The organism is Streptomyces sp. NPDC014006, assembly GCF_043088925.1.
Lineage (GTDB): Bacteria > Actinomycetota > Actinomycetes > Streptomycetales > Streptomycetaceae > Streptomyces.
The window spans coordinates 289565-316065 of the sequence record NZ_JBICAJ010000012.1 but is presented as its reverse complement, the minus strand read 5'-3'; the positions used below and the strand labels follow the sequence as shown (position 1 = coordinate 316065).

General features: G+C 67.6%; 23 protein-coding genes. 12 read left to right on the top strand and 11 right to left on the bottom strand.

The window, feature by feature from the left end; genetic code table 11:
- Positions 1 to 147: 147 nt before the first annotated feature.
- The 3 genes from ACF1GV_RS34080 to thyX all read right to left on the bottom strand — a co-directional run bounded on the left by ACF1GV_RS34080 (position 148) and on the right by thyX (position 3845).
- The gene (locus ACF1GV_RS34080; RefSeq protein ID WP_391688690.1) at positions 148 to 1833 is read right to left on the bottom strand and encodes a ribonuclease J; all 1686 of its coding nucleotides are present in this window, start codon (positions 1831 to 1833) and stop codon (positions 148 to 150) included.
- A 166-nt stretch (positions 1834 to 1999) separates the two neighbouring features.
- Positions 2000 to 2899 (bottom strand): 4-hydroxy-tetrahydrodipicolinate synthase, encoded by a 900-nt coding sequence (dapA, locus tag ACF1GV_RS34075; protein WP_391688687.1) that lies wholly within the window; start codon positions 2897 to 2899, stop codon positions 2000 to 2002.
- A gap of 211 nt (positions 2900 to 3110) precedes the next feature.
- A complete protein-coding gene (gene thyX / locus ACF1GV_RS34070; protein WP_391688683.1) occupies positions 3111 to 3845 on the bottom strand; it encodes an FAD-dependent thymidylate synthase in 735 nt (244 codons plus the stop codon).
- A gap of 168 nt (positions 3846 to 4013) precedes the next feature.
- Here thyX and ACF1GV_RS34065 point away from each other — a divergent pair, with 168 nt between their 5' ends.
- Both ACF1GV_RS34065 and ACF1GV_RS34060 read left to right on the top strand, forming a co-directional pair.
- Entirely contained in the window at positions 4014 to 4253 is a 240-nt protein-coding gene (locus tag ACF1GV_RS34065) for a hypothetical protein (RefSeq protein ID WP_391688681.1), read from the top strand.
- Between the two features lie 126 nt (positions 4254 to 4379).
- The gene (locus ACF1GV_RS34060; protein WP_391688678.1) at positions 4380 to 4940 is read left to right on the top strand and encodes a hypothetical protein; all 561 of its coding nucleotides are present in this window, start codon (positions 4380 to 4382) and stop codon (positions 4938 to 4940) included.
- A gap of 92 nt (positions 4941 to 5032) precedes the next feature.
- Here ACF1GV_RS34060 and ACF1GV_RS34055 read toward each other — a convergent pair whose 3' ends face one another.
- The 6 genes from ACF1GV_RS34055 to eccD form a co-directional block, all read right to left on the bottom strand.
- On the bottom strand, positions 5033 to 5485 hold the full coding sequence (locus ACF1GV_RS34055) for a tetratricopeptide repeat protein (RefSeq protein ID WP_363266505.1): 453 nt from the start codon (positions 5483 to 5485) through the stop codon (positions 5033 to 5035).
- Positions 5486 to 5498: 13 nt separating this feature from the next.
- Positions 5499 to 6251, bottom strand: a complete 753-nt coding sequence (gene dapB, locus ACF1GV_RS34050) for a 4-hydroxy-tetrahydrodipicolinate reductase (protein WP_391688674.1) — start codon at positions 6249 to 6251, stop codon at positions 5499 to 5501.
- Positions 6252 to 6275: 24 nt separating this feature from the next.
- The gene (locus tag ACF1GV_RS34045; protein WP_391688671.1) at positions 6276 to 7655 is read right to left on the bottom strand and encodes a M16 family metallopeptidase; all 1380 of its coding nucleotides are present in this window, start codon (positions 7653 to 7655) and stop codon (positions 6276 to 6278) included.
- Positions 7652 to 9871, bottom strand: coding sequence for a polyribonucleotide nucleotidyltransferase (locus ACF1GV_RS34040; RefSeq protein WP_363266508.1), 2220 nt, complete (start codon positions 9869 to 9871; stop codon positions 7652 to 7654). The genes ACF1GV_RS34045 and ACF1GV_RS34040 overlap by 4 nt, the downstream gene beginning before the upstream one ends.
- 326 nt (positions 9872 to 10197) lie before the next feature.
- On the bottom strand, positions 10198 to 10485 hold the full coding sequence (rpsO, locus tag ACF1GV_RS34035; RefSeq protein ID WP_055632174.1) for a 30S ribosomal protein S15: 288 nt from the start codon (positions 10483 to 10485) through the stop codon (positions 10198 to 10200).
- Positions 10486 to 10740: 255 nt separating this feature from the next.
- Positions 10741 to 12210, bottom strand: coding sequence for a type VII secretion integral membrane protein EccD (eccD, locus tag ACF1GV_RS34030; RefSeq protein ID WP_391688667.1), 1470 nt, complete (start codon positions 12208 to 12210; stop codon positions 10741 to 10743).
- A gap of 163 nt (positions 12211 to 12373) precedes the next feature.
- Here eccD and eccCa point away from each other — a divergent pair, with 163 nt between their 5' ends.
- The 10 genes from eccCa (at position 12374) to ACF1GV_RS33980 (ending at position 25377) form a co-directional block, all read left to right on the top strand.
- Positions 12374 to 16336, top strand: a complete 3963-nt coding sequence (gene eccCa, locus ACF1GV_RS34025; protein ID WP_391688664.1) for a type VII secretion protein EccCa — start codon at positions 12374 to 12376, stop codon at positions 16334 to 16336.
- Between the two features lie 171 nt (positions 16337 to 16507).
- Complete coding sequence (locus tag ACF1GV_RS34020; RefSeq protein WP_391688661.1) at positions 16508 to 16930, top strand: hypothetical protein; 423 nt, start codon at positions 16508 to 16510, stop codon at positions 16928 to 16930.
- Positions 16930 to 18534, top strand: coding sequence for a WXG100 family type VII secretion target (locus ACF1GV_RS34015; protein WP_391688658.1), 1605 nt, complete (start codon positions 16930 to 16932; stop codon positions 18532 to 18534). The genes ACF1GV_RS34020 and ACF1GV_RS34015 overlap by 1 nt, the downstream gene beginning before the upstream one ends.
- 32 nt (positions 18535 to 18566) lie before the next feature.
- A complete protein-coding gene (mycP, locus tag ACF1GV_RS34010; protein ID WP_391688655.1) occupies positions 18567 to 19970 on the top strand; it encodes a type VII secretion-associated serine protease mycosin in 1404 nt (467 codons plus the stop codon).
- 58 nt (positions 19971 to 20028) lie between these two features.
- Complete coding sequence (locus ACF1GV_RS34005) at positions 20029 to 20469, top strand: hypothetical protein (RefSeq protein ID WP_391688652.1); 441 nt, start codon at positions 20029 to 20031, stop codon at positions 20467 to 20469.
- 2 nt (positions 20470 to 20471) lie between these two features.
- Complete coding sequence (locus ACF1GV_RS34000) at positions 20472 to 22262, top strand: alpha/beta hydrolase (RefSeq protein WP_391688649.1); 1791 nt, start codon at positions 20472 to 20474, stop codon at positions 22260 to 22262.
- Between the two features lie 74 nt (positions 22263 to 22336).
- Positions 22337 to 22795 carry a hypothetical protein gene (locus ACF1GV_RS33995; RefSeq protein ID WP_391688646.1) on the top strand — a complete coding sequence of 153 codons (459 nt, stop codon included), beginning with the start codon at positions 22337 to 22339 and terminating at the stop codon, positions 22793 to 22795.
- A 254-nt stretch (positions 22796 to 23049) separates the two neighbouring features.
- On the top strand, positions 23050 to 23655 hold the full coding sequence (locus ACF1GV_RS33990; protein ID WP_391688644.1) for a hypothetical protein: 606 nt from the start codon (positions 23050 to 23052) through the stop codon (positions 23653 to 23655).
- Positions 23656 to 23916: 261 nt separating this feature from the next.
- Positions 23917 to 24564, top strand: a complete 648-nt coding sequence (locus ACF1GV_RS33985; RefSeq protein WP_391688641.1) for a hypothetical protein — start codon at positions 23917 to 23919, stop codon at positions 24562 to 24564.
- 336 nt (positions 24565 to 24900) lie between these two features.
- Entirely contained in the window at positions 24901 to 25377 is a 477-nt protein-coding gene (locus ACF1GV_RS33980; protein WP_391688638.1) for a hypothetical protein, read from the top strand.
- 352 nt (positions 25378 to 25729) lie between these two features.
- Here the strand turns inward: ACF1GV_RS33980 and ACF1GV_RS33975 are convergent, their stop codons facing one another.
- Both ACF1GV_RS33975 and ACF1GV_RS33970 read right to left on the bottom strand, forming a co-directional pair.
- Positions 25730 to 26041, bottom strand: coding sequence for a WXG100 family type VII secretion target (locus tag ACF1GV_RS33975; RefSeq protein WP_391688635.1), 312 nt, complete (start codon positions 26039 to 26041; stop codon positions 25730 to 25732).
- A gap of 32 nt (positions 26042 to 26073) precedes the next feature.
- Positions 26074 to 26412: a WXG100 family type VII secretion target gene (locus ACF1GV_RS33970; RefSeq protein ID WP_391688632.1), complete on the bottom strand. Its 339-nt coding sequence runs from the start codon at positions 26410 to 26412 to the stop codon at positions 26074 to 26076.
- Between the last annotated feature and the right edge of the window lie 89 nt (positions 26413 to 26501).

Here is a 26501-nt window from a genome sequence, read left to right as displayed (position 1 = left end):
GCTCCACCCCCCCCCCGCGGGCGGCTCCGCGGCCCTGCAACCGGCTTTGGTCCCGGTTGTGGGTCGGCCCTATCGGGCGGGGGGGGGGGGGGCGCCCCCCCCCCCCCCCCCCCCCCCCCCCGCTCCGGGTTCACGCTTGGACGGGCGTCAAACCTCCACAACGACCGGCAGGATCATCGGCCGGCGCCGGTAGTTGTCCGAGACCCACTTGCCCAGGGTCCGGCGGACCAGTTGCTGCAGCTGGTGGGGTTCGACGACCCCGTCCTGGGCCGAGCGCTCGAGCACCTCGGTGACCTTCGGGAGGATGTCCACGAAAGCCGGGTCCTCGATGCCGGAGCCGCGTGCCTGGATGTGCGGGCCTCCGGTGATCTTGCCCGTGGAGGAGTCGATCACCACGAAGACCGAGATGATGCCCTCCTCGCCCAGGATCTTGCGGTCCTTGAGGGCCGGCTCGCCGACATCGCCGACCGACAGACCGTCGACGTAGACATAGCCCGCCTGGACCTTGCCCGAGATCTTGGCCTTGCCCTCGACCAGATCGACGGTCACGCCGTCCTCGGCGATGACGATGTGATCGTGCGGGACGCCCGTGAGGGCGCCCAGCTCGGCGTTGGCGCGCAGGTGGCGCCATTCGCCGTGGACCGGCATCAGGTTCTTCGGGCGGCAGATGTTGTAGAAGTACAGCAGCTCGCCCGCGGACGCGTGACCGGAGACGTGCACCTTGGCGTTGCCCTTGTGGATCACGTTCGCGCCCCAGCGCGTCAGACCGTTGATCACGCGGTAGACCGCGTTCTCGTTGCCGGGGATCAGCGAGGACGCCAGGATCACGGTGTCGCCGTCGACGATGCGGATCTGATGGTCCCGGTTGGCCATGCGGGACAGGGCCGCCATCGGTTCGCCCTGGGAACCCGTGCACACCAGGACCACCTCGTGGTCCGGAAGATCGTCGAGCGTCTTGACGTCCACCACCAGACCCGGCGGGACCCGCAGATAGCCGAGGTCGCGCGCGATGCCCATGTTGCGGACCATCGAGCGGCCGACGAAGGCAACCCGGCGGCCGTACTCGTGGGCCGCGTCCAGGATCTGCTGGATGCGGTGGACGTGGCTGGCAAAGCTCGCCACGATGATCCGCTTGCGGGCGCCGGCGAAGACCTGCCGCAGGACGTTGGAGATGTCCCGCTCGTGCGCGGTGAAGCCGGGGACCTCGGCGTTCGTGGAGTCGGTGAGCAGGAGGTCGATGCCCTCCTCGCTCAGGCGCGCGAAGGCGTGCAGGTCCGTGAGGCGGTTGTCCAGCGGGAGCTGGTCCATCTTGAAGTCGCCGGTGTGCACGATCATGCCCGCGGGGGTGCGGATGGCGACGGCCAGGGCGTCCGGGATGGAGTGGTTGACCGCGATGAACTCGCAGTCGAAGGGGCCGAGGCGCTCGCGGTTCCCCTCCGACACCTCGAGGGTGTACGGGCGGATGCGGTGCTCCTGGAGCTTGGCCTCGATCAGGGCGAGGGTCAGCTTGGAGCCGATCAGCGGGATGTCCGGCTTCTCACGCAGGAGGAAGGGGACGCCGCCGATGTGGTCCTCGTGGCCGTGGGTGAGGACGATGCCCTCGATGTCGTCGAGGCGGTCTCTGATGGACGTGAAGTCCGGCAGGATCAGGTCGATGCCGGGCTGCTCCTCCTCGGGGAAGAGCACGCCGCAGTCGACGATCAGCAGGCGGCCGCCGTATTCGAAGACCGTCATGTTCCGGCCGATCTCGCCGAGGCCGCCGAGCGGGGTGACCCGCAGGCCGCCCTCGGGGAGCGGCGGGGGCGGGCTCAGTTCAGGATGCGGATGACTCAAAAGACTCTCCTCACCACGCACGCCACGTACCGGTCGGGCACGTGGCGCGTGTGACGTTCGTGCAGAAGCAGTTGTTGTTGTCGTGTCGCAGGCACCGGTGGCCTGCTTATTCAGTTGTGAAGCTCAGGTGCGCGGGCGGGTACGCACGGCCGCGCGAAGTCTGTTGTCAGAGCTGTACCCCGCCGGCGGCAAGATCGATCTTGAGTTGCCGGATCTCCTCGGGCGAGCACTCCACCATGGGCGCGCGCAGCGGCCCGGCGGGCAGGCCCTTCAGGGCGAGCGCGGCCTTGGTGGTCATCACGCCCTGGGTGCGGAACATGCCGGTGTAGACCGGGAGCAGCTTCTGGTGGATCTCGGTGGCCTTGAAGACGTCGCCGGAGACGTACGCGTCGACGAGGGCGCGCAGGTCCGGGGTGACGAGGTGGCCGACGACCGAGACGAAGCCGACCGCGCCGACGGAGAGGAGCGGCAGGTTCAGCATGTCGTCGCCGGAGTACCAGGCGAGGCCGGAGCGGGCGATGGCCCAGCTGGCGCGGCCGAGGTCGCCCTTGGCGTCCTTGTTGGCGACGATCCGGGGGTGCTCGGCGAGGCGGACGAGCGTCTCGGTGTTGATCGGGACGCCGCTGCGGCCGGGGATGTCGTAGAGCATGACCGGCAGCTCGGTGGCGTCGGCGAGGGCCGTGAAGTGCCGGTACAGGCCCTCCTGCGGGGGCTTGTTGTAGTACGGCGTGACGACGAGGAGGCCGTGGGCGCCGGTCTTCTCGGCGGCGCGGGCCAGCTCGATGCTGTGGTGGGTGTCGTTGGTGCCGACGCCGGCGACCACGTGGGCCCGGTCGCCGACGGCCTCCAGGACCGCTCGTACGAGATCCGTTTTCTCCGCGTCGCTGGTGGTGGGCGACTCGCCGGTGGTGCCGTTGATGATCAGGCCGTCGTTGCCTGCGTCCACCAGGTGGGTGGCGAGCCGCTGTGCGCCGTCGAGGTCGAGTGCGCCGTCCGCCGTGAAGGGCGTGACCATGGCGGTGAGGACCCGCCCGAAGGGGGTCTGCGGAGTGGAGGTCGGAGCCATGGGTTACACGCTACTCGTTGCTCACCACGGGGTCTTCCCTCGGGGGGCCGGGCAAGTCAGGACAAAAGAGGAGCCCGGCACTGCCTGCTCGGGGGTTCAGGCAGTGCCGGGTCCGTTTGATCAGGCTAGATGAACTTCTCTTACCCCCGCAATACGGACACTTCGCAAGGCTGAACCGTACATGTGTACCGAGCAGGGGAACGGGGGTCCGTTACGGCGCCACACGCCCGTTCGCATTGAAGGCGGCGTAGGTGAGCGGCATCAGCTCGGCCCACTCGGCCTCCATCTTCTCGCCGACCATCTCGATCTCCCGCTGCGGGAAGGACGGCACCTTCGCCAGCTCGTGCTGGGTGCGCAGGCCGAGGAAGTGCATCAGCGAGCGCGCGTTGCAGGTGGCGTACATCGAGGAGAACAGGCCGACCGGCAGCACCGAGCGGGCGACCTCGCGGGCGACACCGGCGGCAAGCATCTCCTGGTACGTGCGGTACGCCTGGCGGTAGGACTCCTCCATCGAGTCGCTCATGACCTTGTGCTGCTCGGGGGTGCCCTCGACGAAGCGGTACTTGCCCGGACGGCCCTCCTGGACCAGCTTGCGGGAGGCGTCGGGGACGTAGAAGACCGGCTGGAGCTCGCGGTAGCGGCCGGACTCCTCGTTGTACGACCAGCCGACCCGGTGCCGCATGAACTCGCGGAAGACGAAGATCGGGGCGCTGATGAAGAACGTCATGGAGTTGTGCTCGAACGGGCTGCCGTGCCGGTCGCGCATGAGGTAGTTGATCAGGCCCTTGGAGCGCTCCGGGTCCTTCTGCAGCTCGTCCAGCGACTGCTCACCGAGCGTGGACACCCGGGCGGCGAACAGCACGTCGGAGTCGGCCGCGCTGTGTTTCACCAGCTCCACCGTGACGTCGCTGCGGAACTCGATCTTGATGTCATCCTCGGGGATCACGGTTTGGGTGGGCCTTCCCGTCTCGTCGTATGGCGACGCCACTCTACCCAGTGGCGGGTTTGGCGCCGCACTGCAAGAAGTCGGTGAAACGGGGCACCTTTGAGGCGGTTCGTTCGTCTCTACGGATGACAAAGATCCGTTCTGTCCCCGAAGGGAGACCCACCCCCGATGTCCGGTCCGCGTGAACCTGTCCCGTTCGCCTTCATAGCCGACGCCGACAGGTTCCGCAGTAATGTCACTCCTCCGCCCCCTCAGCGTGCGTCCGCCGGTCAGCTGACCGGCCGGCTGCTGCTGGGGCTGACCATCGTCGCCGCGCTGGTCGGCTCCCTGATGGTGGGGATGCCGGCGCTCAGCCTGGATCACTCCTCCACCTCGCCCCAGCATTCGCAGGCGTCTCAAGGGCACTGATGCTCACCCACGGCCGTCAGGGCGTGGGCGTGGAGCGCCGCCATGGCCCCCAATGCTGGAGAGCCAGGGCGCGGCCGGATAGCCTCACCGGGCACAGCAGATGCCGGGATCGAGTGAGGACCAGCCGTGCCCCTGCCCTTCCTGACGGCCGACCGCGCGTTCGACACAGAGGCAGCCGACGATGTCGCCCTGCCGCATGACGACCGGGACCGCTGGCGGCGCCCCTACCGGCCCGGCCCCTGGCGGGTCGGGGCGGCGGCGCTCTGTCTGCTGCTGGCCTCGTACGTGCTGAGCGCTGCCGTGATCATCGCGCTGACAGGCACGGCCGGCGGAGCCGCCGCCGTCTTCGGCGTCGCGCTGCTGATCGTCGCCGGTGCGGTACGGCTGCTGCGCATGGGCGTGTGGGTGAGCGCGCGCGGGCTGCGGCACGTGGGTTTCTTCATCACGCGCACGGTGCGGTGGGAGCGCGTGGTCGACGTGCGCACGGTGCAGCAGCCGGTGCGCTGGCTGGGGCTGCCGCGCACGGTGCAGGGGCAGGCGCTGCTCCTGGCGCGTGCCGACCGCGCCGGCGACGCCGTACCCCCGCTGCTGACCTCGCACAACGCGGACTTCCTGAGCCGCGCCGAGGCCTTCGACCGCGCGGCGGACGCGGTGGAGGCGTGGGCCGCGGAGTACCGCCGGGCCTGAGCGATCCAGGACGACGGCGACCCGGTACGACGCAGCGCGAAGGGGCCGGCCCGCGTGTGGACGCGGACCGGCCCCTTCGACGTACGGCCGGGTCAGACCTGGACCGGGCGGCCTTCGTGGAGTGCTATCGCTCGCTGCATCGCCTTGCGGGCGCGCGGGGTGTCGCGGGCGTCGTGGTAGGCGACGGCCAGGCGGAACCAGCAGCGCCAGTCGTCCGGCGAGGCCTCGGTCTCGGCCTTGCGCCTGGCGAAGACCTCGTCCGCCGAGTCACGGTCGATGCGGCCGCTGGGCAGGCGTTTCAGCTCGTCGACCGGGAGGCCGCCCTCGGCCTCGAGTTCCGCGGCGAGGGCGTTGGCCTTGCGGACGAACTCGGTGTTCTTCCACAGAAACCACAGGCCGATCACCGGCAGGATCAGCACCGCGATCCCGAAGGTGACGGTCAGCGGAGTGCCGGACTGGATGAGCATGACGCCGCGGCTGCCGACCAGGACGAAGTAGAAGACGAGGACGGCGGCCGTGACGAGGTAGGTGATCTTCGCGCGCATGAGGGTCAGAGGCTCAGTTCAGGTCCAGGAAGTGTTCCAGGCCGAAGGTCAGGCCCGGGGTGCTCACGATGCGGCGCACGCCGAGCAGGATGCCCGGCATGAAGCTGCTGTGGTGCAGCGAGTCGTGCCGGACCGTGAGAGTTTCGCCCTCGCCGCCGAGCAGCACCTCCTGGTGGGCCAGCAGGCCGCGCAGCCGGACCGCGTGCACCGGCACACCGTCGACGTTCGCGCCGCGGGCACCGTCCAGGGCGGTCACCGTGGCGTCCGGCGCCGGGGCGGAGCCCGCCTTGGCGCGGGCCTCGGCGATCAGCTGGGCGGTGCGGGTGGCGGTGCCGGAGGGGGCGTCCACCTTGTTCGGGTGGTGCAGCTCGACGACCTCGACGGACTCGAAGTACGGGGCCGCGATCTGCGCGAACTTCATGGTCAGCACGGCGCCGATGGAGAAATTCGGGGCGATGAGGACGCCCGTCTCCGGGGACTGGGCGAGCCAGCCCTTCAGCTGCGCGAGGCGCTCGTCGGTCCAGCCCGTCGTACCGACGACGGCGTGGATGCCGTGCCGGACGCAGAAGTCCAGGTTGCCCATGACCGAGGCCGGGGTGGTCAGCTCGACCGCGACCTGGGCGCCGGTCTCCGCCAGCGTCTCCAGCTTGTCACCGCGGCCGAGGGCGGCCACCAGCTCCATGTCCTCGGCGGCCTCGACGGCCTTGACCGCCTCGGCCCCGATCCGGCCCTTGGCACCGAGGACCGCCACGCGCAGCTTGCTCATCTGTTGCTTCCTTAACGGAGTGACTTACGCGACCGCGTCGTGCAGCCGCGCGGCATGCTTGTCCTTCAGCGGGCCGATGACCGACAGCGACGGACGCCGGCCCAGGACGTCGCGGGCGACGGAGCGGACCTCGTCCGGGGTGACCGCCGCGATCCGGGCCAGCATGTCGTCGACGGACATCTGCTCGCCCCAGCACAGCTCACTCTTGCCGATGCGGTTCATGAGCGCACCCGTGTCCTCCAGGCCGAGCACGGTGGAGCCGCGCAGCTGGCCGATGGCCCGCTCGATCTCGTCGTCGGACAGACCGTGCTCGGCGACCTGGTCCAGCTCGTCGCGGCAGATCCGCAGCACGTCGTGCACCTGCGAGGGCCGGCAGCCGGCGTACACGCCGAAAAGGCCGCAGTCGGCGAAGCCGGAGGTGTAGGAGTACACGCTGTAGGCCAGGCCGCGCTTCTCGCGGACCTCCTGGAAGAGGCGGGAGGACATGCCGCCGCCGAGAGCGGTGTTGAGCACGCCGAGCGCCCAGCGGCGGTCGTCTGTGCGGGCCAGGCCAGGCATGCCGAGGACCACGTGCGCCTGCTCGGTCTTGCGGTTCAGCAGCTCGACCTTGCCGGCCGCGCGGATGGTCCGGCTGCCGGCGCGCGGGCCGATCGGCTCGGCGTCCTCGTCGCGGAAGGCGCCGGCCTTCTCGAAGGCGGCGCGGACCTGGCGTACGACCTTGTTGTGGTCGATGTTGCCGGCGCAGGCGACGACCAGGTGGGTGGGGTCGTAGTGCTTCCTGTAGAAGCGGCGGATGCGGTCGGCGGTGAGGGCGTTGACCGTGTCGACCGTGCCGAGGACGGGGCGGCCGAGGGGGTTGTCGCCGAACATCGTGTGCGCGAACAGGTCGTGCACACAGTCGCCCGGATCGTCCTCGGTCATCGCGATCTCTTCGAGGATCGCGCCGCGCTCGACGTCGACGTCCTCCTCGAGGATCAGGGAGCCGGTCAGCATGTCGCAGACCACGTCGATGGCGAGCGGCAGGTCGGCGTCGAGCACACGCGCGTAGTAGCACGTGTACTCCTTGGCCGTGAACGCGTTCATCTCGCCGCCGACGGCGTCGAGGGCCGAGGAGATGTCCAGGGCGCTGCGCCGGGAGGTGCCCTTGAAGAGCAGGTGCTCCAGGTAGTGCGTGGCGCCGTTCAGGGCCGGGGTCTCGTCGCGGGAGCCGACGTGCGCCCAGATGCCGAAGGTGGCGGAGCGGACCGACGGCAGCGTCTCGGTGACGATGCGCAGACCGCCGGGGAGGGTGGTCCTGCGGACCGTGCCGATGCCGTTCTCGCCCTTGATGAGGGTTTGGGTACGGGCGACGGCCCGCGCCTCCGAAGAGGTGCGGGCCGTCGCCTTGAAGCCACGGGACGTCACTGGTCGGCGTCGTCCTTCGCGTTCTCGTCGCCGTCCTCGCCCTCGATCACGGGAACGAGGGAGAGCTTGCCGCGGGAGTCGATCTCGGCGATCTCGACCTGGACCTTCTGGCCCACACCGAGGACGTCCTCGACGTTCTCCACGCGCTTGCCGCCGGCCAGCTTGCGGATCTGCGAGATGTGCAGCAGACCGTCCTTGCCGGGCAGCAGGGAGACGAACGCGCCGAAGGTGGTCGTCTTCACGACCGTACCCAGGTAGCGCTCGCCGACCTCGGGCATCGTCGGGTTGGCGATGCCGTTGATCGTGGCGCGGGCGGCCTCGGCCGAGGGACCGTCGACAGCGCCGATGTAGATCGTGCCGTCGTCCTCGATCGTGATGTCGGCGCCCGTGTCCTCCTGGATCTGGTTGATCATCTTGCCCTTGGGGCCGATGACCTCACCGATCTTGTCCACCGGGATCTTCACGGTGATGATCCGCGGCGCGTTCGGGGACATCTCGTCCGGCGTGTCGATCGCTTCCATCATCACGTCGAGGATGTGGAGGCGGGCGTCGCGGGCCTGCTTGAGGGCCGCGGCCAGGACGGAGGCCGGGATGCCGTCCAGCTTGGTGTCGAGCTGGAGGGCGGTCACGAACTGCTTGGTGCCGGCGACCTTGAAGTCCATGTCACCGAAGGCGTCCTCGGCACCGAGGATGTCGGTGAGGGTGACGTAGTGCGTCTCGCCCTCGATCTCCTGGGAGATCAGACCCATGGCGATACCGGCGACGGGGGCCTTCAGCGGCACACCGGCGTTCAGCAGCGACATGGTGGAGGCGCAGACCGAACCCATGGACGTCGAGCCGTTGGAGCCGAGGGCTTCGGACACCTGGCGGATCGCGTAGGGGAACTCCTCGCGCGTCGGCAGGACCGGCACGAGCGCGCGCTCGGCGAGGGCGCCGTGGCCGATCTCGCGGCGCTTCGGGGAGCCGACGCGGCCGGTCTCACCGGTGGAGTACGGCGGGAAGTTGTAGTTGTGCATGTAGCGCTTGCGGGTCACCGGCGAGAGGGTGTCCAGCTGCTGCTCCATGCGGAGCATGTTGAGGGTGGTGACGCCCAGGATCTGGGTCTCGCCACGCTCGAACAGCGCGGAGCCGTGCACCCGCGGGATGGCCTCGACCTCGGCGGCCAGGGTACGGATGTCCGTCACCCCACGGCCGTCGATGCGCTTCTTCTCCTTGATCACGCGCTCGCGGACCAGCTGCTTGGTCAGCGCGCGGTACGCGGCGGAGATCTCCTTCTCGCGACCCTCGAACTCCGGCAGGAGCTTCTCGGCGGCCAGGCCCTTGACGCGGTCCAGCTCGGACTCGCGCTCCTGCTTGCCGGCGATGGTGAGCGCCTGGGCGAGCTCGGGCTTGACGGCGGCGGTGAGCGCCTCGAACACGTCGTCCTGGTAGTCCAGGAAGATCGGGAACTCGCCGACCGGCTTGGCGGCCTTGGACGCCAGGTCCGACTGGGCCTTGCAGAGCACCTTGATGAAGGGCTTCGCGGCGTCCAGACCGGCGGCGACGACCTCCTCGGTGGGCGCCTCGGCGCCGCCCTCGACCAGCTTGATGGTCTTCTCGGTGGCCTCGGCCTCGACCATCATGATCGCGACGTCGCCGTCCTCCAGGACGCGGCCCGCGACGACCATGTCGAAGACGGCGTCCTCGAGCTCGGTGTGCGTCGGGAAGGCCACCCACTGGCCGCGGATCAGCGCGACGCGGACGCCGCCGATCGGGCCGGAGAAGGGCAGGCCGGCCAGCTGCGTGGACGCGGACGCGGCGTTGATCGCCACGACGTCGTACAGGTGGTCGGGGTTGAGCGCCATGATCGTGCAGACGACCTGGATCTCGTTGCGCAGGCCCTTCTTGAAGGACGGGCGCAGCGGGCGGTCGATGAGGCGGCAGGTGAGGATCGCGTCCTCCGACGGCCGGCCCTCACGGCGGAAGAAGCTGCCGGGGATCTTGCCGGCGGCGTACATCCGCTCCTCGACGTCGACCGTCAGCGGGAAGAAGTCGAGCTGGTCCTTGGGGTTCTTGGAGGCGGTGGTGGCCGACAGCACCATGGTGTCGTCGTCCAGGTACGCCACGGCGGAGCCGGCGGCCTGCTTGGCCAGGCGGCCCGTCTCGAAACGGATGGTGCGGGTGCCGAAGGCGCCGTTGTCGATGACGGCCTCGGCGTAGTGGGTCTCGTTCTCCACTAGTGTTTTCTCCTCGTCCTCGTCCCTCCTCGCCCGTGTGGCGGGGGGACGGTGGCGGAGAAGCGCTCCGTGCGGTGCGGGCCGGTCTTCGATCGAAGCACCCGGGAATCGCTGTCCCGGGGGCCACTACCGAGGACCGGCGGCGGCGTGGTGCGCTTCTCCTCTTCGTCTTACGCGTCAGCCTCTACCCTCCGTGGGCGGGCCTTATCACGCGGTGTCGTACGTATTGCGTTGTGCTACCACACTACAAAGGGGCAGTGACAGTGCGCACGTACAGCAAAGGGAGCGGCCCCCTTTTCCCAGGGAACCGCTCCCTTCACGGCGTCTTACTTGGCGCCCGCCGCACCGCGGCGGATGCCGAGGCGGTCGACCAGCGCACGGAAGCGCTGGATGTCCTTCTTGGCCAGGTACTGCAGCAGGCGGCGACGCTGACCGACCAGGATCAGCAGACCACGACGGGAGTGGTGGTCGTGCTTGTGGGTCTTGAGGTGCTCGGTCAGGTCCGAGATCCGGCGCGAGAGCATGGCGACCTGGACCTCGGGGGAGCCGGTGTCGCCCTCCTTCTGACCGAACTCGGCGATGATCTGCTTCTTCGTAGCGGCGTCGAGCGACACGCGTACTCCTCAATACTGTGATTGCCGCCGAGTGCCCCCGGTCTACGTCTCGGGGGAGCTTCCACAACTCGGGAGGCGGGGATCCGCTGGGCGCGACCACCAGGGCCCGCGAGGGCTTCCGGGGGTGCGTACACATACGGCCGTCAGCCAGGGTACCAGGGTCCTGGTGGCGGCTTCGTCGTGCCCTTGGGCTGCCGCCCTTGCCGGTGCGGGCGCAGACGGCGGTGCGCCGGTCTCGCGCGGTACGAGACGAACCTAGCCGACCATCGAACGCACCTCGGTCAGGACACCCACGACCGCAAGGGACAGCGGCGCCAGGGAGAGCAGGACAGCGCCCTCCGAGAGGTCCAGCATGCGGCCCCAGAAGGGGGACAGCCCCTTGCGCGGGACGATCAGGCCGATCGCAGTGATCAGCGCGGCACCCGCGACGACGGCCGCGGTGAGCCAAGTGGTGCGCAGGTCGAGGGCGCCGCGGTCGTGGTGCAGCACCAGGTCGGTGAGGGCGCCGGCAGGCGGATTCAGCGCAAGCCCCAGCAACAGCAGCGCGACGGCCCCGATCCCCGCCACCAGGACGCAGCACACCTGCGAGGTGTAGCGGAACAGGCGCGCGCGGATGAGCATGGCGAGACCTGTGGTCAGCGCGAGGAGCTGACCCCAGACGCTGTCGGAGAACCCCAGGACCGCTGCGGAGGCGACCACGACGGCCGCCGTTCCACCCACCAGTCCCAACAGCACCTCGTGACCGCGGCGGGCCTGCGCAGCGATGCGCTCGGCGTCGAGCGCATCGGCATCCGTGCCCCGCGTGGCCTCGTCCGCGAAATCGTCGCCCCCTTGGGAGCGCGGGGACGCGTAGCCGATGGGCAGTCGCGCGAAGCGGGCGGACAGGCCGGGCAGAAAGGCGACCAGGCCGATCGCCACCGGGGCGCACACGGACGCCGTGGCGGTGGCGGAAGCGTCGGTGACGATGGCCGCGAACGTGGCCAGGACACCGACCGTCGCCAGGAAGGATGCGGCCACGAAGGGGGCGTCCCCGCCGGGAGCGACCGCCACGAGCGCGACGGACGCGATCAGGACCGCCGCACAGCCCAGCATGAACTGCAGCCTGCCCGGACCCTGACCGGCGGCCGGGCCGACGATCCCCGAGCCTGCGATCATCAGCAGGGGCAAGGCACCGAGCCCCAGGGCCGCGGCGGTGATCCTGTCGTCGTAGACCCGCGCCCGGATGCCCGCGAAGGCGGTCACCAGCACGCCGATGCCCGCGGCGATGAGGCCGGGCAGTCCGTGCATGTCATGCCGCACGGGATCGGCGTACCAGAGGACGAAGCCGGACAGCACCGTCAGCAGCGCACCGCTGGTGAGGCCGGCGACCCGGAGCAGTTCCTCGCTCCACAGGTGCCGGTCGCGCACGACGGCGGAGGCGACGGCGTCGGAGACGTCGTCGTACACGGTGGGCGGGAGGGAGTCCGCGAAGGGCCGCAGGCTGAGCACCTCGCCGTCCAGGACGCGCTCTTCGGCGAGGGTGCGGCCGCTGTCGAGGACGCGGCCGTCGCGGCGCACGAGGTGGTATCCGGTGGGAGCGCCGACCGCCTGGGACTGCCCGGTCAGGCGCAGGATCTCCGGATAGATGTCGGCCACGGCGATGTCCACCGGGAGCGCCACGTCGATACGGCTGTCGGGCGCCACCACAGTGACTCTGCAGAACCCCGTAGTCGCGGTGGAACTCACCTTCCCTGACCCCCTGTTCGCGGATGCGCACACTGCGGGCGTCACCCTACCGGGACGTGGTGTCAGTGGTGACCAGTAGGATCGGCCAACAAGCGAAGGACAACCGTCGCCACGGGGGTGCCGGTGATCAACCGATCGTCCGTATACGAGGATTGATGCTCCGGTGAGCCAGATCGTCATCAAGCGTCCGCCACGTGCACTGCCGCCCGAAGTGCCCTCGGATGAGCTGCAATTGGAGGCTCCTCCCGAACTGCCGCGCGGGCAGCAGGAAGGCATGCTGATGCAGGTCCTGCCGACCCTCGGCATGGGCTCGTCCGTGGTGTTCTACTTCGCGTCCCCCAACGCCCATCCGTTCATGCGGATCATGGGCGTCGTCATGCTCGTCTCGACGGCCGCCATGGTGGTCTCGCAGATCGTGCGCCATCGCCGCGGTACGCAAGGGCAAATGGCCGACGTTCGCCGGGACTACCTCCGCTACCTGGCTCAGACAAGGCGTTCGGTGCGCAGGACGGCTCTGCGCCAACGCGACGCGCAGCTCTACCTGCACCCTGCTCCGGAGCAGTTGTGGTCGGTGGTCGCCGAGGGCAGCCGGGTGTGGGAACGCCGCATAGCCGACGAGGACTTCGGACAGGTACGCATCGGGCTCGGCCCGCAGCAACTGGCCACTCCCCTGCTGGCGCCGCAAACCGCCCCGCTGGACGAGCTGGAGCCGTTGTGCGCCGGAGCCATGCAACGGTTCCTCGCTGTGCACGGCCAGCTCGACAATCTGCCCGTGGCGATCTCGCTGCGCGCCTTCTACCACCTGACGATCTCAGGCGACGCGGAGTGTGCGCAGTCGGCGGCGCGCGCGCTGGTGGCCCAGGCCACCACGCTGCACTCCCCTGACGACCTCGTTGTGGCCGTGGTGGCGTCGCCGAGCGCCGTGGCCCGATGGGACTGGACCAAGTGGCTGCCGCACTTCCAGGTGGCGGGCCGGTTCGACGGCGCGGGCACCCGCCGGTTGTTCAGTGATGACCTGGGCGAGTTGGAGCAGTTGCTCGCGAGCCGACTGGACGGCCGGCCGCGGTTCAGCCGAGACGGCCAGCCGTTGCTGGACCAGCCGCACATCCTGGTGGTGCTGGACGGCGGCATGGTGCCGCCGACCTCCGCGTTCGCCGCTGCGGAGGGTCTGCAGGGTGTGACAGTCGTAGAGGTCGTCCCGGGCCGACTGGACCAACCGCGCGGCGATCTGTCGATCGTCGTGGCCCCGGAGCGGCTGCTGCTGGACTCCGGCGGCGGAGTCGCCTACGAGGGGCTGCCCGACGCTCTCTCGCTTCCGGCCGCGGAGGCGCTGGCCCGACAGCTCGCCCCGCTGCGCATGGGCGGCGGTGACGACGACGAACCCCTCCTGGCCAACCTGGACTTCACCGACCTGCTGGGCCTCGGTGACGCCGCCTCCGTCGACGTCAGGCGCACCTGGCGACCGCGTTCGACGCCGGAGCGACTGCGGGTGCCGATCGGCGTGGGCGAGGACGGCCGGCCCGTGATGCTGGACCTCAAGGAGGCCGCACAGGACGGCATGGGTCCGCACGGCCTCTGTGTGGGCGCAACCGGCTCGGGCAAGTCCGAGCTGCTGCGCACACTGGTGCTGGGTCTGGCGGTCACGCACTCCTCGGAAACCCTGAACTTCGTCCTCGCCGACTTCAAGGGCGGCGCGACCTTCGCCGGTATGTCCCAGATGCCGCACGTCGCCGCGGTGATCACCAATCTGGCCGACGACCTCACCCTGGTGGACCGCATGGGAGACGCGATCCGGGGTGAGCTGCAACGGCGCCAGGAACTGCTGCGGGCGGCGGGCAACTACGCCAACATCCACGACTACGAGAAGGCGCGTGCCGCCGGCGCCCCCCTGGAGCCCCTGGCCTCGCTCGTGCTGGTGATCGACGAGTTCAGCGAACTCCTCACGGCAAAGCCCGACTTCATCGACATGTTCATCCAGATCGGGCGCATCGGCCGTTCCCTGGGCGTGCATCTCCTGCTTGCCTCGCAGCGCCTGGAAGAGGGTCGGCTGCGCGGTCTCGACACCTACCTGTCGTACCGGATCGGTCTGCGGACCTTCTCCGCTGCCGAGTCCCGTGCGGCTCTCGGCGTCCCGGACGCCTACCACCTCCCCTCCGTACCCGGCTCGGGGTACCTGAAGTTCGGCACGGAGGAGATGGTCCGCTTCAAGGCGGCGTACGTGTCGGGCGCGTACCGTCCGAACGGCCCGGAGCCGGCGCCGGGCAGCATGCCCGGCGAGCGCCGACCGGCGCGGTTCACGGCCCTTCCCGTGCCGATTGCCTACACGGTGTCCGACCCGGCACAGACGCCGGCGCCGGCCGCCCGTCCGGAGGACGACGCGCTGGCCGACACCGTTCTCGACGTGATCGTGCAGCGGCTGGAGGGCCAGGGCGTGCCCGCGCACCAGGTCTGGCTGCCGCCTCTGGACCAGGCGCCGACGCTGGACCAGCTGCTGCCGACGCTCTCCGTGTCCGCGGAGCGCGGTCTGCAGGCACCTGAGTACACCCACCTGGGTGGGTTGGCGGTTCCGCTCGGTCTGATCGACAAACCGTTCGAGCAGAAGCGCGAGCTGCTCTTCCGGGACTTCTCCGGCGCGGCCGGCCACATGTTGGTCGTCGGCGGCCCGCAGTCCGGCAAGTCCACACTGCTGCGCACGCTGATCGGAGCCTTCGCGCTCACCCACACCCCGTACGAGGTGCAGTTCTACTGCCTGGACTTCGGCGGCGGTGGCCTCGCGGCGCTCGCGGACCTGCCGCACGTCGGCGGGGTGGCGTCCCGACTGGATCCCGAGCAGGTCCGTCGTACGGTCGCGGAGGTGGCGGGTGTCCTCAACCGCCGTGAGCAATTCTTCCGCTCCCACGGCGTCGACTCCGTGGTGACCTACCGCAGGCGCCGCGCGGCGGGCGAGCTGCCCGGGGAGGCCTGGGGTGACGTCTTCCTGGTCATCGACGGCTGGGGCAACTTCAAGGCCGACTACGAGGGCCTCGAAGGCATCGTCAACGACATCGCGGCCCGCGGCCTCGGCTACGGCGTTCACGTCATCGTCTCGGCGTCGCGCTACATGGAGGTCCGCGCGGCCCTGAAGGATCAGCTCCTGGGCCGGCTGGAGCTGCGCCTGGGCGACCCGATGGACTCCGAGTTCGACCGCAAGGTCGCCGCGAACGTCCCGACCGGCGTGCCCGGACGCGGCCAGGTGCCGGAGAAGCTGCACTTCATGACCGCCCTTCCGCGCATCGACTCCTCGCCCTTGGCGAACGACCTCTCCGAGGCGACGGCACAGTTCGTCCAGACGGTGAAGGCCCACTGGCCCGGTCCGCCCGCGCCCGCGGTACGGCTGCTGCCCCGCAAGCTGCCGGCGGACCAGTTGCCCAAGGGCTTCGAGTTCCCCCAGCACGGCATTGCGATCGGTATCGACGAGGCCGATCTGGAGCCGGTCTTCCTCGACCTCGACACGGATCCCTTCTTCCTCGTCTTCGGCGAGAGTGAATCGGGCAAGACGAACCTGCTGCGGCTGATCGCGAAGCAGATCACGGAGCGGTACACCCCGGCCGAGGCCCGCATCGTGGTCGGCGACTACCGGCGCACCATGCTCGAGGCCATCCCGGAGGAGCACCCGCTCGAGTACGCGCCCATGGCGTCGGCGATGGACGTCCACATGGACGCGGTACGCCAGTTCATGGAGATGCGCGCACCGAAGCCGGACATCACTCCTCAGCAACTGCGTGACCGGAGCTGGTGGAACGGCCCTCAGCTGTTCGTCATCGTCGATGACTACGAGCTGGTGGCCACCAACTCTGGCAATCCGCTGGCCCAGTTGGTCGAGCACCTGCCCTTCGCCCGTGACGTCGGTGTCAAGTTCATCATCGCCCGCAGCGCGGCCGGCGCCTCGCGGGCCATGTACGAGCCGTTCATGCAGCGCATCAAGGAACTCGGGGCCCAGGGCGTCGTCCTTTCCGGCGACCCGAGCGAGGGCGACATCCTGGGCAGTGTCCGTGCGCGTCCGATGCCGCCCGGGCGCGGTGTGCTCGCGACCCGCAAGCGTGGAACAGCCCTGATTCAGGTGGGGTTGCTCGCGCAACGGCATTAGAGTGATCGATCGAGTCTTTGTTCCGTTCTGGTGAACGGAACGAACGGGGAGACGGGGAAACGGGGAGGAGTCCTAGTGAGTTCGAACGGGGGGACAAGCTCTTCGGGAGACCGGGGCCATGCACCGGACACCGGCAAGTCCTTTGACACGTTGTCTCATGTGAATCCGCAGATGGCGTTGGACATCCAGCACAGCGCCTTGAAGGACTTCAAAAGGCGCGTCGACGCCTTGCTGCGTGAACTGGACGAGTCCGAAGCGGCCTCGGGCAAGGTCGGCGAGGACCGCTTGCCGCGCGCCCATCTGGGGTCCGCCGACTTCAAGGAAGCACAGTTCCTTTACGACTCGTACACCATCGTCCATGACGAGTTGGAGAACCTCTCGAAGGCTTTGAGTACTCAGCTTGAGGGGATGGGGCTGGCCGTGCACGCGTCGCGGGTCGGTTACGCGAACCTCGACGACGCCATCAAGGCTCGGATGCGGGCCATCAACGCGGAAGCGGAGAAGTACTACGACCCTGACCGTGATCCGTACGCCGACCGACGCACGCGGCCGACACCTTCCGCCCCGGCGGACGGTAGCGAGGAGGGTCTGTAATGGCGGAACGGTCCAAGGGACGCGAACCACAGCTCGCCCGCACGGACTTCGAGTCCATGACTCACGAGCAGCTCGCCGCCATGCTCGCTTCCGCGAGTACGGCCGGGGCGTCGCACTTGTCCAGCAAGCTCTCCAAGGCGGCATCGGCGATCACCAAGATCGGTGACGACCTCATGGGGTATGTCAAAGGCTTGGAGTGGCAGGGCGAAGCCGGCGACACGTTCCGCGACTGGGGCGGTCAGACGGCGAGCTCGACGCTCCGCCTGGGCCAGTACGCCGAGGTGGCGTCCCGCTGGATGGGCACGGTGTCGCAGGCCATCGCCGACGCCAAGGCGGCCATGCCCGATGTCTCCGAGACGACGGCGGCCAAGACGGACCTCGCCAACGCGCACGAGACGCTGGCGGCGACCAGGCAGCCGGGGTCCCACAACGACCCCGACGCGCAGAGGCTGGCCCGGACGGCGCATACGGACGCCGCGGCCGCCGAGAAGCGCATCGAGGCGGCCCGCGCCGAGGCGATCCAGCAGATGCGGAAGCTGGCGCAGACGTACGAGTACTCGGCCCAGCAGGTCACGAGCGTGACACCGCCTACGTTTCCGCCGCCGGCGCAGCACATGGGAAAGGACTGGATCGAAAACAGCGAGCATGTCTCGGTAGGCTCTGGCGACTACGCGGCAGCGACGAAGTTGGGCTCGGGCGGCCAAGCGGCGGGCGGGGGAACACCCGTACAGCACACGGTCACGAGCCACATCAGTGCTCCCCACATCGCGGGGTCTGCAACACCCACGCCCGTGCACGGAAGGCAGCCCGTCCCCCACGAACGGCCCGTCGAGATGGGAATCGACGGCGTCGACACACTGCCGCGCACGCCCACCCCGAACACCACTGGGCCCACTGTGGCTCAGCCGGGCATTCCTCGTCCCGAAGTACCTGTGCCTGGGCAACAGCCGACCACTTTGCCTCCGGTCTTCACCAGCGGCAGCCCTGTACCCGGCACTTCCTCCGGTTCCCGGACTCCGTCGCAGTCGCGGTTCCCGCAGACAACGGTGCCTGGGGGCGTCTCCACCGGGCGCGTGCCGCAGTTGTCGTCTCCTGGTGGTGTGTCGACCGGGCGACCGCCTCAGCTCCCCCGTGAGACAGGCATCGTCGGCGGTCGGCCTGTGTCGTCAGCAACCGGGCGACCGCAGAGCGGTATCCCGCGGGGAACGGTCATCGGCAGGGAGGGTGTCCAAGGCCGAACCGGCATGGCGAAGGGCGGACAGGGCTCCGGCGTCGGCGGTGCAGGCTCCGCGAGTGGCATGGCCGGTGGCCGTCGCCTGGCCTCGGAGGCCGGTGGCATCGTCGGCAACCGCCTGGCCCAGCCAGGACGGAGCGGCGGACGCCCGTTCACGCAGGGCGGATCGGGCCTTGTGCGTGCGTCCTCCAGCGAGCCGTCCACGGCACGTGGGCCGGCGAACGGACGTAAAGAGTCCGCCACCTCCACCGACGCGGGGGGCTCATCTCGTAAGGACCGGCAGCAGGGAGAGCGGCCCGACTACGCCGTTGAGGACGAGGAGACGTGGTCGACCAACAGCCGTCGCTCGGTTCCTCCGGTCGTCGAATAAAGCCCGCTCGCGACTCCCCATCAGGAAGGCACATGCGCGCCACCAACTGGACCCTGCGGTCATTGCCGACGGTGTCAGCTGTTCTCGGTCTACTGCTGGTGGGCCTCGGTTCCACTCCGGCCTACGCGGATTCAGTCAGGGCACGTCAGTGGCATCTCGATGCCATGCACGCCGAGGAGATGTGGAAGACCAGCACAGGCCGCGGCATTACGGTGGCTGTCATCGACTCCGGTGTGGAGGACTCGCTGGCCGATCTCAAAGGCCAGGTCCTGAAGGGGAAGGACTTCTCCGACCAACGCGGTGACGAACACACCGACATCGACGGCCACGGAACGGGCATCGCGGCTCTGATCGCGGGCACCGGCGCACGAGGGCCTGTGCAAGGCTCGTACGGCCTTGCTCCAGGGGCGAAGATCCTCCCGGTCCGCATGCGTTACGCCAGCGAGCACTACGGGGAAGTCGACGACACGGCCCAGTTCTTCCGACTGCTGGCCCAGGCCATTCGCTACGCCGCGGACAGCAAGGCCCAGATCATCAACATGTCACTGGGCAGGTCGAAATCGCCGACCGCCCCCAATGCCGGAACCCCTGAGCTGGCCGCGGCGGTGAAGTACGCCATCTCCAAGGGGAAGCTGCTGTTCGCCGGTGTAGGGAACAGTGGCAACACTTCTAACCTTCCTCTGTATCCGGCCTCGACACCCGGTGTCGTCGGTGTCGGAGCCATCACGCCGAAGATCAAGCGGGCTGCCTTCTCAGAGCACGGCCAGGAGGTGGACGTAACCGCTCCCGGAGTGGACATGTACCACGCCTGCCCGGGTGGCACAGAGGTCTGCAAGGGTGAAGGCACCAGTGACGCGACCGCGATCGCGTCCGCCTCGGCAGCTCTCATCTGGTCCAAGCACCCCGACTGGACGAACAACCAGGTCCTTCGCGTCCTCATCAACACGATGAAGGGGAACGAGAAGGGTTGGACGAGGAACGACGACTTCGGCTACGGCGTCGTCCGGCCCCGTGTCGCGCTCGTGAATCCGGGAGACCCTGGCCCGGCCGACGAGTACCCCCTTCCGGACCTGGCCGCCGCAGCTGTCAAGTCTCCGTCGTCGAAGGCATCGGGCTCACCGGGTGCCGCAGCCGGTGCCGAGAGCGGCGAGAGGTCAGAGGCTGCGGCATCCGAGGGACGCAACGACAACAACACCACCTTGTGGATCGGCCTGGGCATCGCCGCCGCCGTGATCCTCGGAACCGCGATCGTCGTTCCCATCGTTCTCCGTGCGCGTAGGCGTCGAGCGGCGCCGGCCCCGCTTGGTTCCAGTACGCCGCCGGCCTATCCGTCGCCCTACGCCGCCCCACCAGCGCCGTACCAGCCGCCGCCGTACCAGCCGCCCACACCGCAGGCCCCTTATCAAGCGCCACAGGGGCCCGGCCAGACCGGCTGATCCGGTGGTTAACGGCCGAGAGCCGTACGGCTGCGGCAATTCAACGAATGAGGTCTCTGTGACGTTCGAAGAACAGTGGGCGTCCGCGCGCACGCATGCCGCGGCCAAGTCCAGTCCCTCTGATGCATCCGACATGACCCTCGCCTCCGCCAATTCGGGCGGGGGCGGGTCCGGCAACTTGGTCTATGTTCGCTACCCATGGACCAACGGTGCTCAAATTCTGGGTGAGTTGCGGACCACCACCAACACCTCGGTGACCCAGTTGGCCGAGGCAAAAGCCGGGGGCACTGCGGGTTTGGAAGGGCTGGCGTCCGTCCTGGCTCTGGACGCCGTTCGGGACAGCTGGCACCGGCGGCTCAAAGCGGTTCGCGACGAGTGCGAGAAATTGGAGCAGCCCATGCGCCAGGCTGCCAAGGATCACGGTGAGAACGAAGCGAGAATCAAGGCTGCCATCGCTGCGGAGAAAACCGCGAGCAAGCACTTCGGGAGCGATAAGTAACCATGATCACCCTCGACCAGCTGCGTAATCTCAAGCTCTCCGAGCTTACGGAAGAAGCTCACGGCTGGAGCACCGTCAGCAACAGCGCCTACGCATCCCGAAACAGAGTCACCAATGAGATCAGCGCGGGCCTGTCCTCGACCCAGGTGGGCGACGCGTCCTTCTGGGCCATCGTGCGGCTCGGCCGACTCAGTAACAACTACCAGTACATCCACGCCGAATGTGGACTGATCAGCGCGGCCCTCACGGGCCTGGCCGAGGAACTGGCGCCCGTTCAGCGGAAGTTGCTCAACGCCCTCGAAGACGCCAGGCAGGCAGGCTTTGAGGTCTACGGCGATGGCTCTGTGCGTTACCCGGAGGCAAGCCCCGGTGAGACGACCCTGCCCGGTGACACCGTGGAGGGTAACAGCAGTTTTATCGGCAAGGCCATGGGAAGCGCCACGGCTGCGGCAAACCCGAACCCCAACGCCGCTCTCGCTCAGGGCATAGCAGACACCATCGCCAGCGCGCTCGCCGAGGCCACGGAGATCGATGGACAGTACGCGGACGCGCTGCGTCGTCTGAAGGCTGCCGAAGGGCTCGACGTCACCGAATCCACCTGGGCCGACGTCAGCGGTGATGCGGCTGCTGTGCACGGGGCCGCAGATGACGTCCTGAAGCGCAACATCCCCACCGACAAGTCGCCAGCCGAGCGCAAGAAGTGGTGGGACAGCCTCAGCCCGGCCGAACAGACGGAATATCTGGCCGTTTACCCAGACACGATCGGCTACCTCGACGGAATCCCCGCAACTGCCCGGGACGAGGCCAACCGTCTGTACCTTCCGCAACTGATGGGCAAGCTGGAAGCGCAGGGCGACGAGGACTCCAAGACCAAGCTGGCCGGCCTCCGCGAGATCGACAGTCAGCTACGAGCCGGCAGCGATCCCCCCATGTATTTGCTGGGCATCGGCGACGAGGGGAACGGGCGCGCCATCGTTTCCTACGGGAACCCGGACACTTCCAGAAATGTGTCAGCTTACGTGCCCGGTCTGGGTACCAAGCTGGATGCTGAATTCGCGTCAGGTAAGCACGGCACGATGAGACGAGCCTTCGATACGGCCTATGCAGCACGTCAGAAGGATCCTTCGAGCGCCTCAATCGTCTGGTTGGGGTACGACGCTCCCCAATCAGCCGATGTCATGAGTCCGGCCGATGCCGAGAAAGGGGCTCCAGCGTACGACCGTTTCATGGCGGGCATCTCGGCAACGAATGAAAACGCGGATCCTCACATCACAGCGATCGGCCATTCTTACGGGTCCCTGACTGTAGGCAAGGCGACACAGGAACCAGGCGGGATCCCAGGCGCGGACGACATCATTCTGGTGGGTAGCCCGGGCACGGGCGTAGATACCGCGGCGGATCTCGGAGTGAGTAAGGAACATGTATGGGTGGGCGCTGCGCCCAATGACATCGTGACCCACCTCCCCTCCAAGGGAGAGGTCGCCGCCGGCTTCGGAGGTCTGGCGGCTGGCCCGAGCGGCGCCCTCATCGGCAGCTACCTAAGCGACCCGGACGATGACGACCTCTGGTTCGGCAAAGATCCAGCAAGCAGCGACTTCGGAGCGAACAGGTTCCGGACAGAACCGGGCCCCTTTGTCGTCGACGGAAAGTTTCCGGACGTTTGGGATTCGACACTCGACACGAATGCTCATTCTAATTATTTCAACCCGGAGAAGGATCAGATCTCCACGGACAACATTGGAGCTATCGTGGCCGGACAGTACAATTCCGTGATCCCCGAGGCACGCCGATGAGGCGCTGGTTCGCGGTTTGCGTCGCCCTAACCGCCCTGTTGACTGGATGCGGTTCGGTCGGATCATCCGGAAGCGTGGAGAGCAACAACATGAACATGCAGCAAGCGGCAGATAAAGCGGATGCACTGCTGGACGAGACGCTAGCCGCCATCAAGCCGCCGGTCGAATGGACGCACAGAGTCACTCCGCCGCGTGATTGCTCGACCGACCGTATCCGTGCAGTAATGACGATCATCTCCCCACATCGCCGGGAAAGCTTCATGGGCCTTGTAGAGCGCTACTGGTTGAGCAAGGGATTTAAGTTGCGCGCACACGCGCCCGACAAATCTGCGGCATACTACGCCAGCGCGGACGGATTTCAGGCGAGCATCAAGTTCGGTTATGCGGGCCAAGCGTTTTTCGAGGTCACCACTCCCTGCGTCACGCCGTCGAGTGTGGCGCCACCGACCAGTGAACCGAACGGCTACGACTACTCCAAACAAGAGTTGCCCACGCCTAATGTGCACTCGTCATTTTGGTCGGCGTCGGCTTGACACTAGAGAGGGCTCCTGCCGAGCTGAAAAGGGGTCACAACACACTCGCTGCTGCGGCGGCAGATGGCACGTATCCGTCCGGCTTGTCAGACGCAGACCGCGAAGCCGCAGTGCGTGAAGGGCACTTCGAGGGGACGAGTCGCGCGCACGACGTCATTCAGGAGTACCGGCAGTCGCGAGGGAAGGCGTAAACCGTGTCGACAACACCACCGGCGGACCGAACACGAGAGAGCAGCCGAGGTCGCCGTCGACCGGTGATCGTGGCCATCTGCACACTGGCTGCCATTGCGGTGGGTGCAGGGGTATGGGCGTACGTCACGAGAGATCAGACTGAGCCGCTGAAGGCCATGAACACATGCAACGAAGGCATCTTCTCCTCCAGGATGGAGCCCCTGGAGAGGCTGCTTTCTCCGGATTCCTCATACAAGCCGGCCTGGTCACGTGTGGCTGTGGGCAGCTCCTTCAAGATCAGCTGCAACAACTCCACCAGCAGCGGTGCCGTGAACCTGGTTGCGGAGATGAGGGACGGCAGCCGCGACGACTGGTTCGCGAAGCTGCATGCCCCCTCAAAAGTGTCCCGCTTCGACGCCGGCACCGAGGCGGTTGTCTGGGGCAGAGAAGCGGCGATCTACGTCGAGTGCAGGTCGCACACCGAGGCCTCAAGCTACACCGCCGGCATGGCACACCCCTACCTCGCCGTCAGCTCCCGGGCCAGCGGATCCGCCGGCCAGGAGGAGAAGACCCGGCACCAGGACCTCGCTCGGTTGGCCAACGGGATGCTTTTCGAGGCTGAGATGGAGACAGGCTGCCAAGGAACGTTTGCCACACCTCCGTCCGACCAGCCACGGGTACACGACTGATCGGGTCGGTCGGCCCAGCCCACGGCCACGTCACCGAGACGCGAGCCGAGGGTGCGCCACCTCGCCCGGCACAGCAAAGTTCGTGGAACGTACTCGATCGATTGCCCATGACGGCCGAGAGGACAGACACGTCGTTCGACGAGTTGTGGGGGGCTCGTACCGATGCGCACTGCTCAAACTCTAGAAGCTGGCTACGACAAGGGCATCGACCGTGAATTCAGCAGGGCGTACGTCCCCAAACAGGATTGATAAGGAGGCGAGATGATGTCCGTACGTACTGCGGGCGTCTGGGCTGGCCTCGCCCTGCTGCTTCTCGGAGTCTCGGCGTGCGATTCCGGTAGCGGTCAGAAAAGCGAGGCCGTCGACACGAACTGCGACGGCTCGTTGAACGGCTCGGCTGTGAACGCTGCGAAACAGCTCATCGGCCGCCGAACCCTCATCACCTCGGCAGAGGACGGCGCTGCTGGAGCCGCGAAGACACTTGTCTCTGAGTACCGCACTCATGGAACCGACGAAGTAGTAAGAGCAGGGTTCTGCTGGCTCTATGGTGGAGAAAAGGATCTGAGTGACATCACCATCTCTTTCGCCGTCTCCGACAGAGTGCCGAGACCAAATGAGGTGGCCTCAATGTTCACCCCGTATCGCTTGGGCGCCTTGGCGCTTACCAGCCCTCAGCGCGCGGTCATTTACCTGAAGTGCTCCAGCGTGAAGTTCGCGTCCGACGGGTCCAGGCAGACTATCGTGCTTCGCGGGGAGACCAATAACCGATACACACCGCATGACACTGCCGCCGCGAGCAGCAACAACCTCGTCGTCATGCACTCAGCGAGCCTGGCCTTGAGCAAGGCACTCGGTTGTGAGAGCAACGCAGGCCTTCCGAACCAGTACAGCATGCCGCCAAAGGCCTAGATCAAGACAGCTGACGCACAAGGAAGCGAGAACGATGGTGCTCCTGCTGCCTTTACTGCGGCTGTGAGCGCATGTGGACCGGACAGATAAGACACCTCTTGGGAAAGGGAGGCCAAGAGGTGTGCGGAGGTTATTCCGGAAGGGCGATGTAGCTGCCGCGGTCTCCGGTGTCAGCGGGCAGACCCGCGAAGCCGCGGTGAGTGAAGGCCACTTTGAAGGGGACGAGTCGCGCGACGTGGTTCCGGAGTACGGCAGTCGCGAGGGAAGGCGTAATTCGTGTCGACAACACCACCGGCGGAGCGAACGCGGGAGGTCAGCCGAGGCCGCCGTCGATCAGTGATCGTGGCCCTTGGCACACTGGCTGCCCTCGTGGTGGGGGCAGGGGTATGGGCACTTGCCGCGAGGGATCAGACTGAGCCGCTGAGGGCTATGGACACATGCGACGAGGGCGTCTTCTCCGACAATGTGGAGCCCCTGGAGAGGCTGCTGTCTCCGGATTCCTCTTTCAAGCCGACCCGGTCGAGAGTGGCTACGGACAATTCCTTCAAGTTCCTCTGCAGGAACTCCACCAGCAGCGGTGCCGTGGATTTGGTTGCGGAGATGAGGGACGGTAGCCGCGACGACTGGTTCGCGAAGCTGGGATCCCCCTCAAAGGTATCCCGCTTCGACACGGGTACCGAGGCCGTTGTCTGGGGAAGACAAGCCGCGATCTACGTCAAGTGCAGGTCGCACGTCGAGGGCTCAAGCTACACCGCCGGCATGGCACACCCCTACCTCGCCATTACCGCCCGGGCCAGCGGATCCGCCGGCTAGAAGGAGAAGACCCGGCAGCAGGACCTCGCCCTATTGGCGAGCCGGATGCTTTTCGACGTTGAGATGCAGACAGGTTGCCAAGCAACTCATCCACCTCCGTTCAGCCCACCCCGCGTACACAACTGATCTGGTCATTCAGGCCATCCCACGACCACGTAACCGACACGCGAGCTGCGACTGCGCCACCTGTTTTCAGGCTTCGGGGCTCCGGCTGACAAGCCGGGATTCACGCAGCCAAGCTCGCCGGCAACCCCACGCCGATACGCGTCGGCACTGCCTCCACCGTAGGGGTGGCAGGAAAACGGAAGGGAGGCAGCCCGGGCCGGGGCTGCCTCCCTTCTAGGGCTACTTCTCAGCCCATCAGCATGCGGAAGCGCGCCGCGTTGCCCTTGTCCGTGTCCTGGTAGCCGATGACGGACTCGTCGAGGAGCTGGGCGATGCGGCCGAGCTTCTGGCTCATCCCCGCCATCTGCTCGCCGCTGTCCCGCTGGATCTCGATGTAGGCGGTCTTCGCCTCGCCTTCCCACGTGTCAGCGACGGCCTTCACCCGGCGCAGCAGGGCTTCCAGCTGCTCCGACAGGTTCTTGGCCGTGTTGCGGACGTCCACCGCGGCCTGGGTGACGGTGTCGTAGTTGACTGCTGTGCGGTCGGCCTCGTAGGTCATGATGCGTCTCTCCCTCGTGAATGCGGTCGGGCTCAGGCCAGGTCGGTGATGCGGCTGGTGACGTGGTAGGAGTTGTCGACCTTCCGGATGTGGGAGATGCGCTCCTGCTCCTGGTCGGTGAAGCCGCCGACGCTCGCCCTCATCGCCTCCTCGAGGTCGACGAGATCGTCCTGGAGCTTCTTGAGGTGCTTGTTGACCCCCTGCTGCACCGTGTCGAACTCCTTGCCCGCCGCACCCCTCCAGCCGGCCTGGATCATGTCCACGACTCGGTTGAGCGAGGTGACCCGCTCGCTCACCTGGTGATGGAAGTCGCGAATGTCGTTAGCCAGACCTGTGAGCGCGTGTGCACTGTGGTCAACGCCTGAAGCCATGCTTCTTGCCCTCCTTTGAAGCGGCGATGAACTTCACCGCCGCGACGGTTCCGTCCGGACCTGTGATCCGGGCCTCCTGGCGGGCAAGA

Coding starts and splice junctions, on each gene's coding strand:
- dapA (WP_391688687.1), bottom strand. CDS start 2,899: ATGGCTCCGACCTCCACTCCGCAGACCCCCTTCGGGCGGGTCCTCACC.
- ACF1GV_RS34065 (WP_391688681.1), top strand. CDS start 4,014: ATGTCCGGTCCGCGTGAACCTGTCCCGTTCGCCTTCATAGCCGACGCC.
- ACF1GV_RS34055 (WP_363266505.1), bottom strand. CDS start 5,485: ATGCGCGCGAAGATCACCTACCTCGTCACGGCCGCCGTCCTCGTCTTC.
- dapB (WP_391688674.1), bottom strand. CDS start 6,251: ATGAGCAAGCTGCGCGTGGCGGTCCTCGGTGCCAAGGGCCGGATCGGG.
- ACF1GV_RS34020 (WP_391688661.1), top strand. CDS start 16,508: ATGGCGTTGGACATCCAGCACAGCGCCTTGAAGGACTTCAAAAGGCGC.
- ACF1GV_RS34015 (WP_391688658.1), top strand. CDS start 16,930: ATGGCGGAACGGTCCAAGGGACGCGAACCACAGCTCGCCCGCACGGAC.
- mycP (WP_391688655.1), top strand. CDS start 18,567: ATGCGCGCCACCAACTGGACCCTGCGGTCATTGCCGACGGTGTCAGCT.
- ACF1GV_RS34000 (WP_391688649.1), top strand. CDS start 20,472: ATGATCACCCTCGACCAGCTGCGTAATCTCAAGCTCTCCGAGCTTACG.
- ACF1GV_RS33985 (WP_391688641.1), top strand. CDS start 23,917: ATGATGTCCGTACGTACTGCGGGCGTCTGGGCTGGCCTCGCCCTGCTG.
- ACF1GV_RS33975 (WP_391688635.1), bottom strand. CDS start 26,041: ATGACCTACGAGGCCGACCGCACAGCAGTCAACTACGACACCGTCACC.
- ACF1GV_RS33970 (WP_391688632.1), bottom strand. CDS start 26,412: ATGGCTTCAGGCGTTGACCACAGTGCACACGCGCTCACAGGTCTGGCT.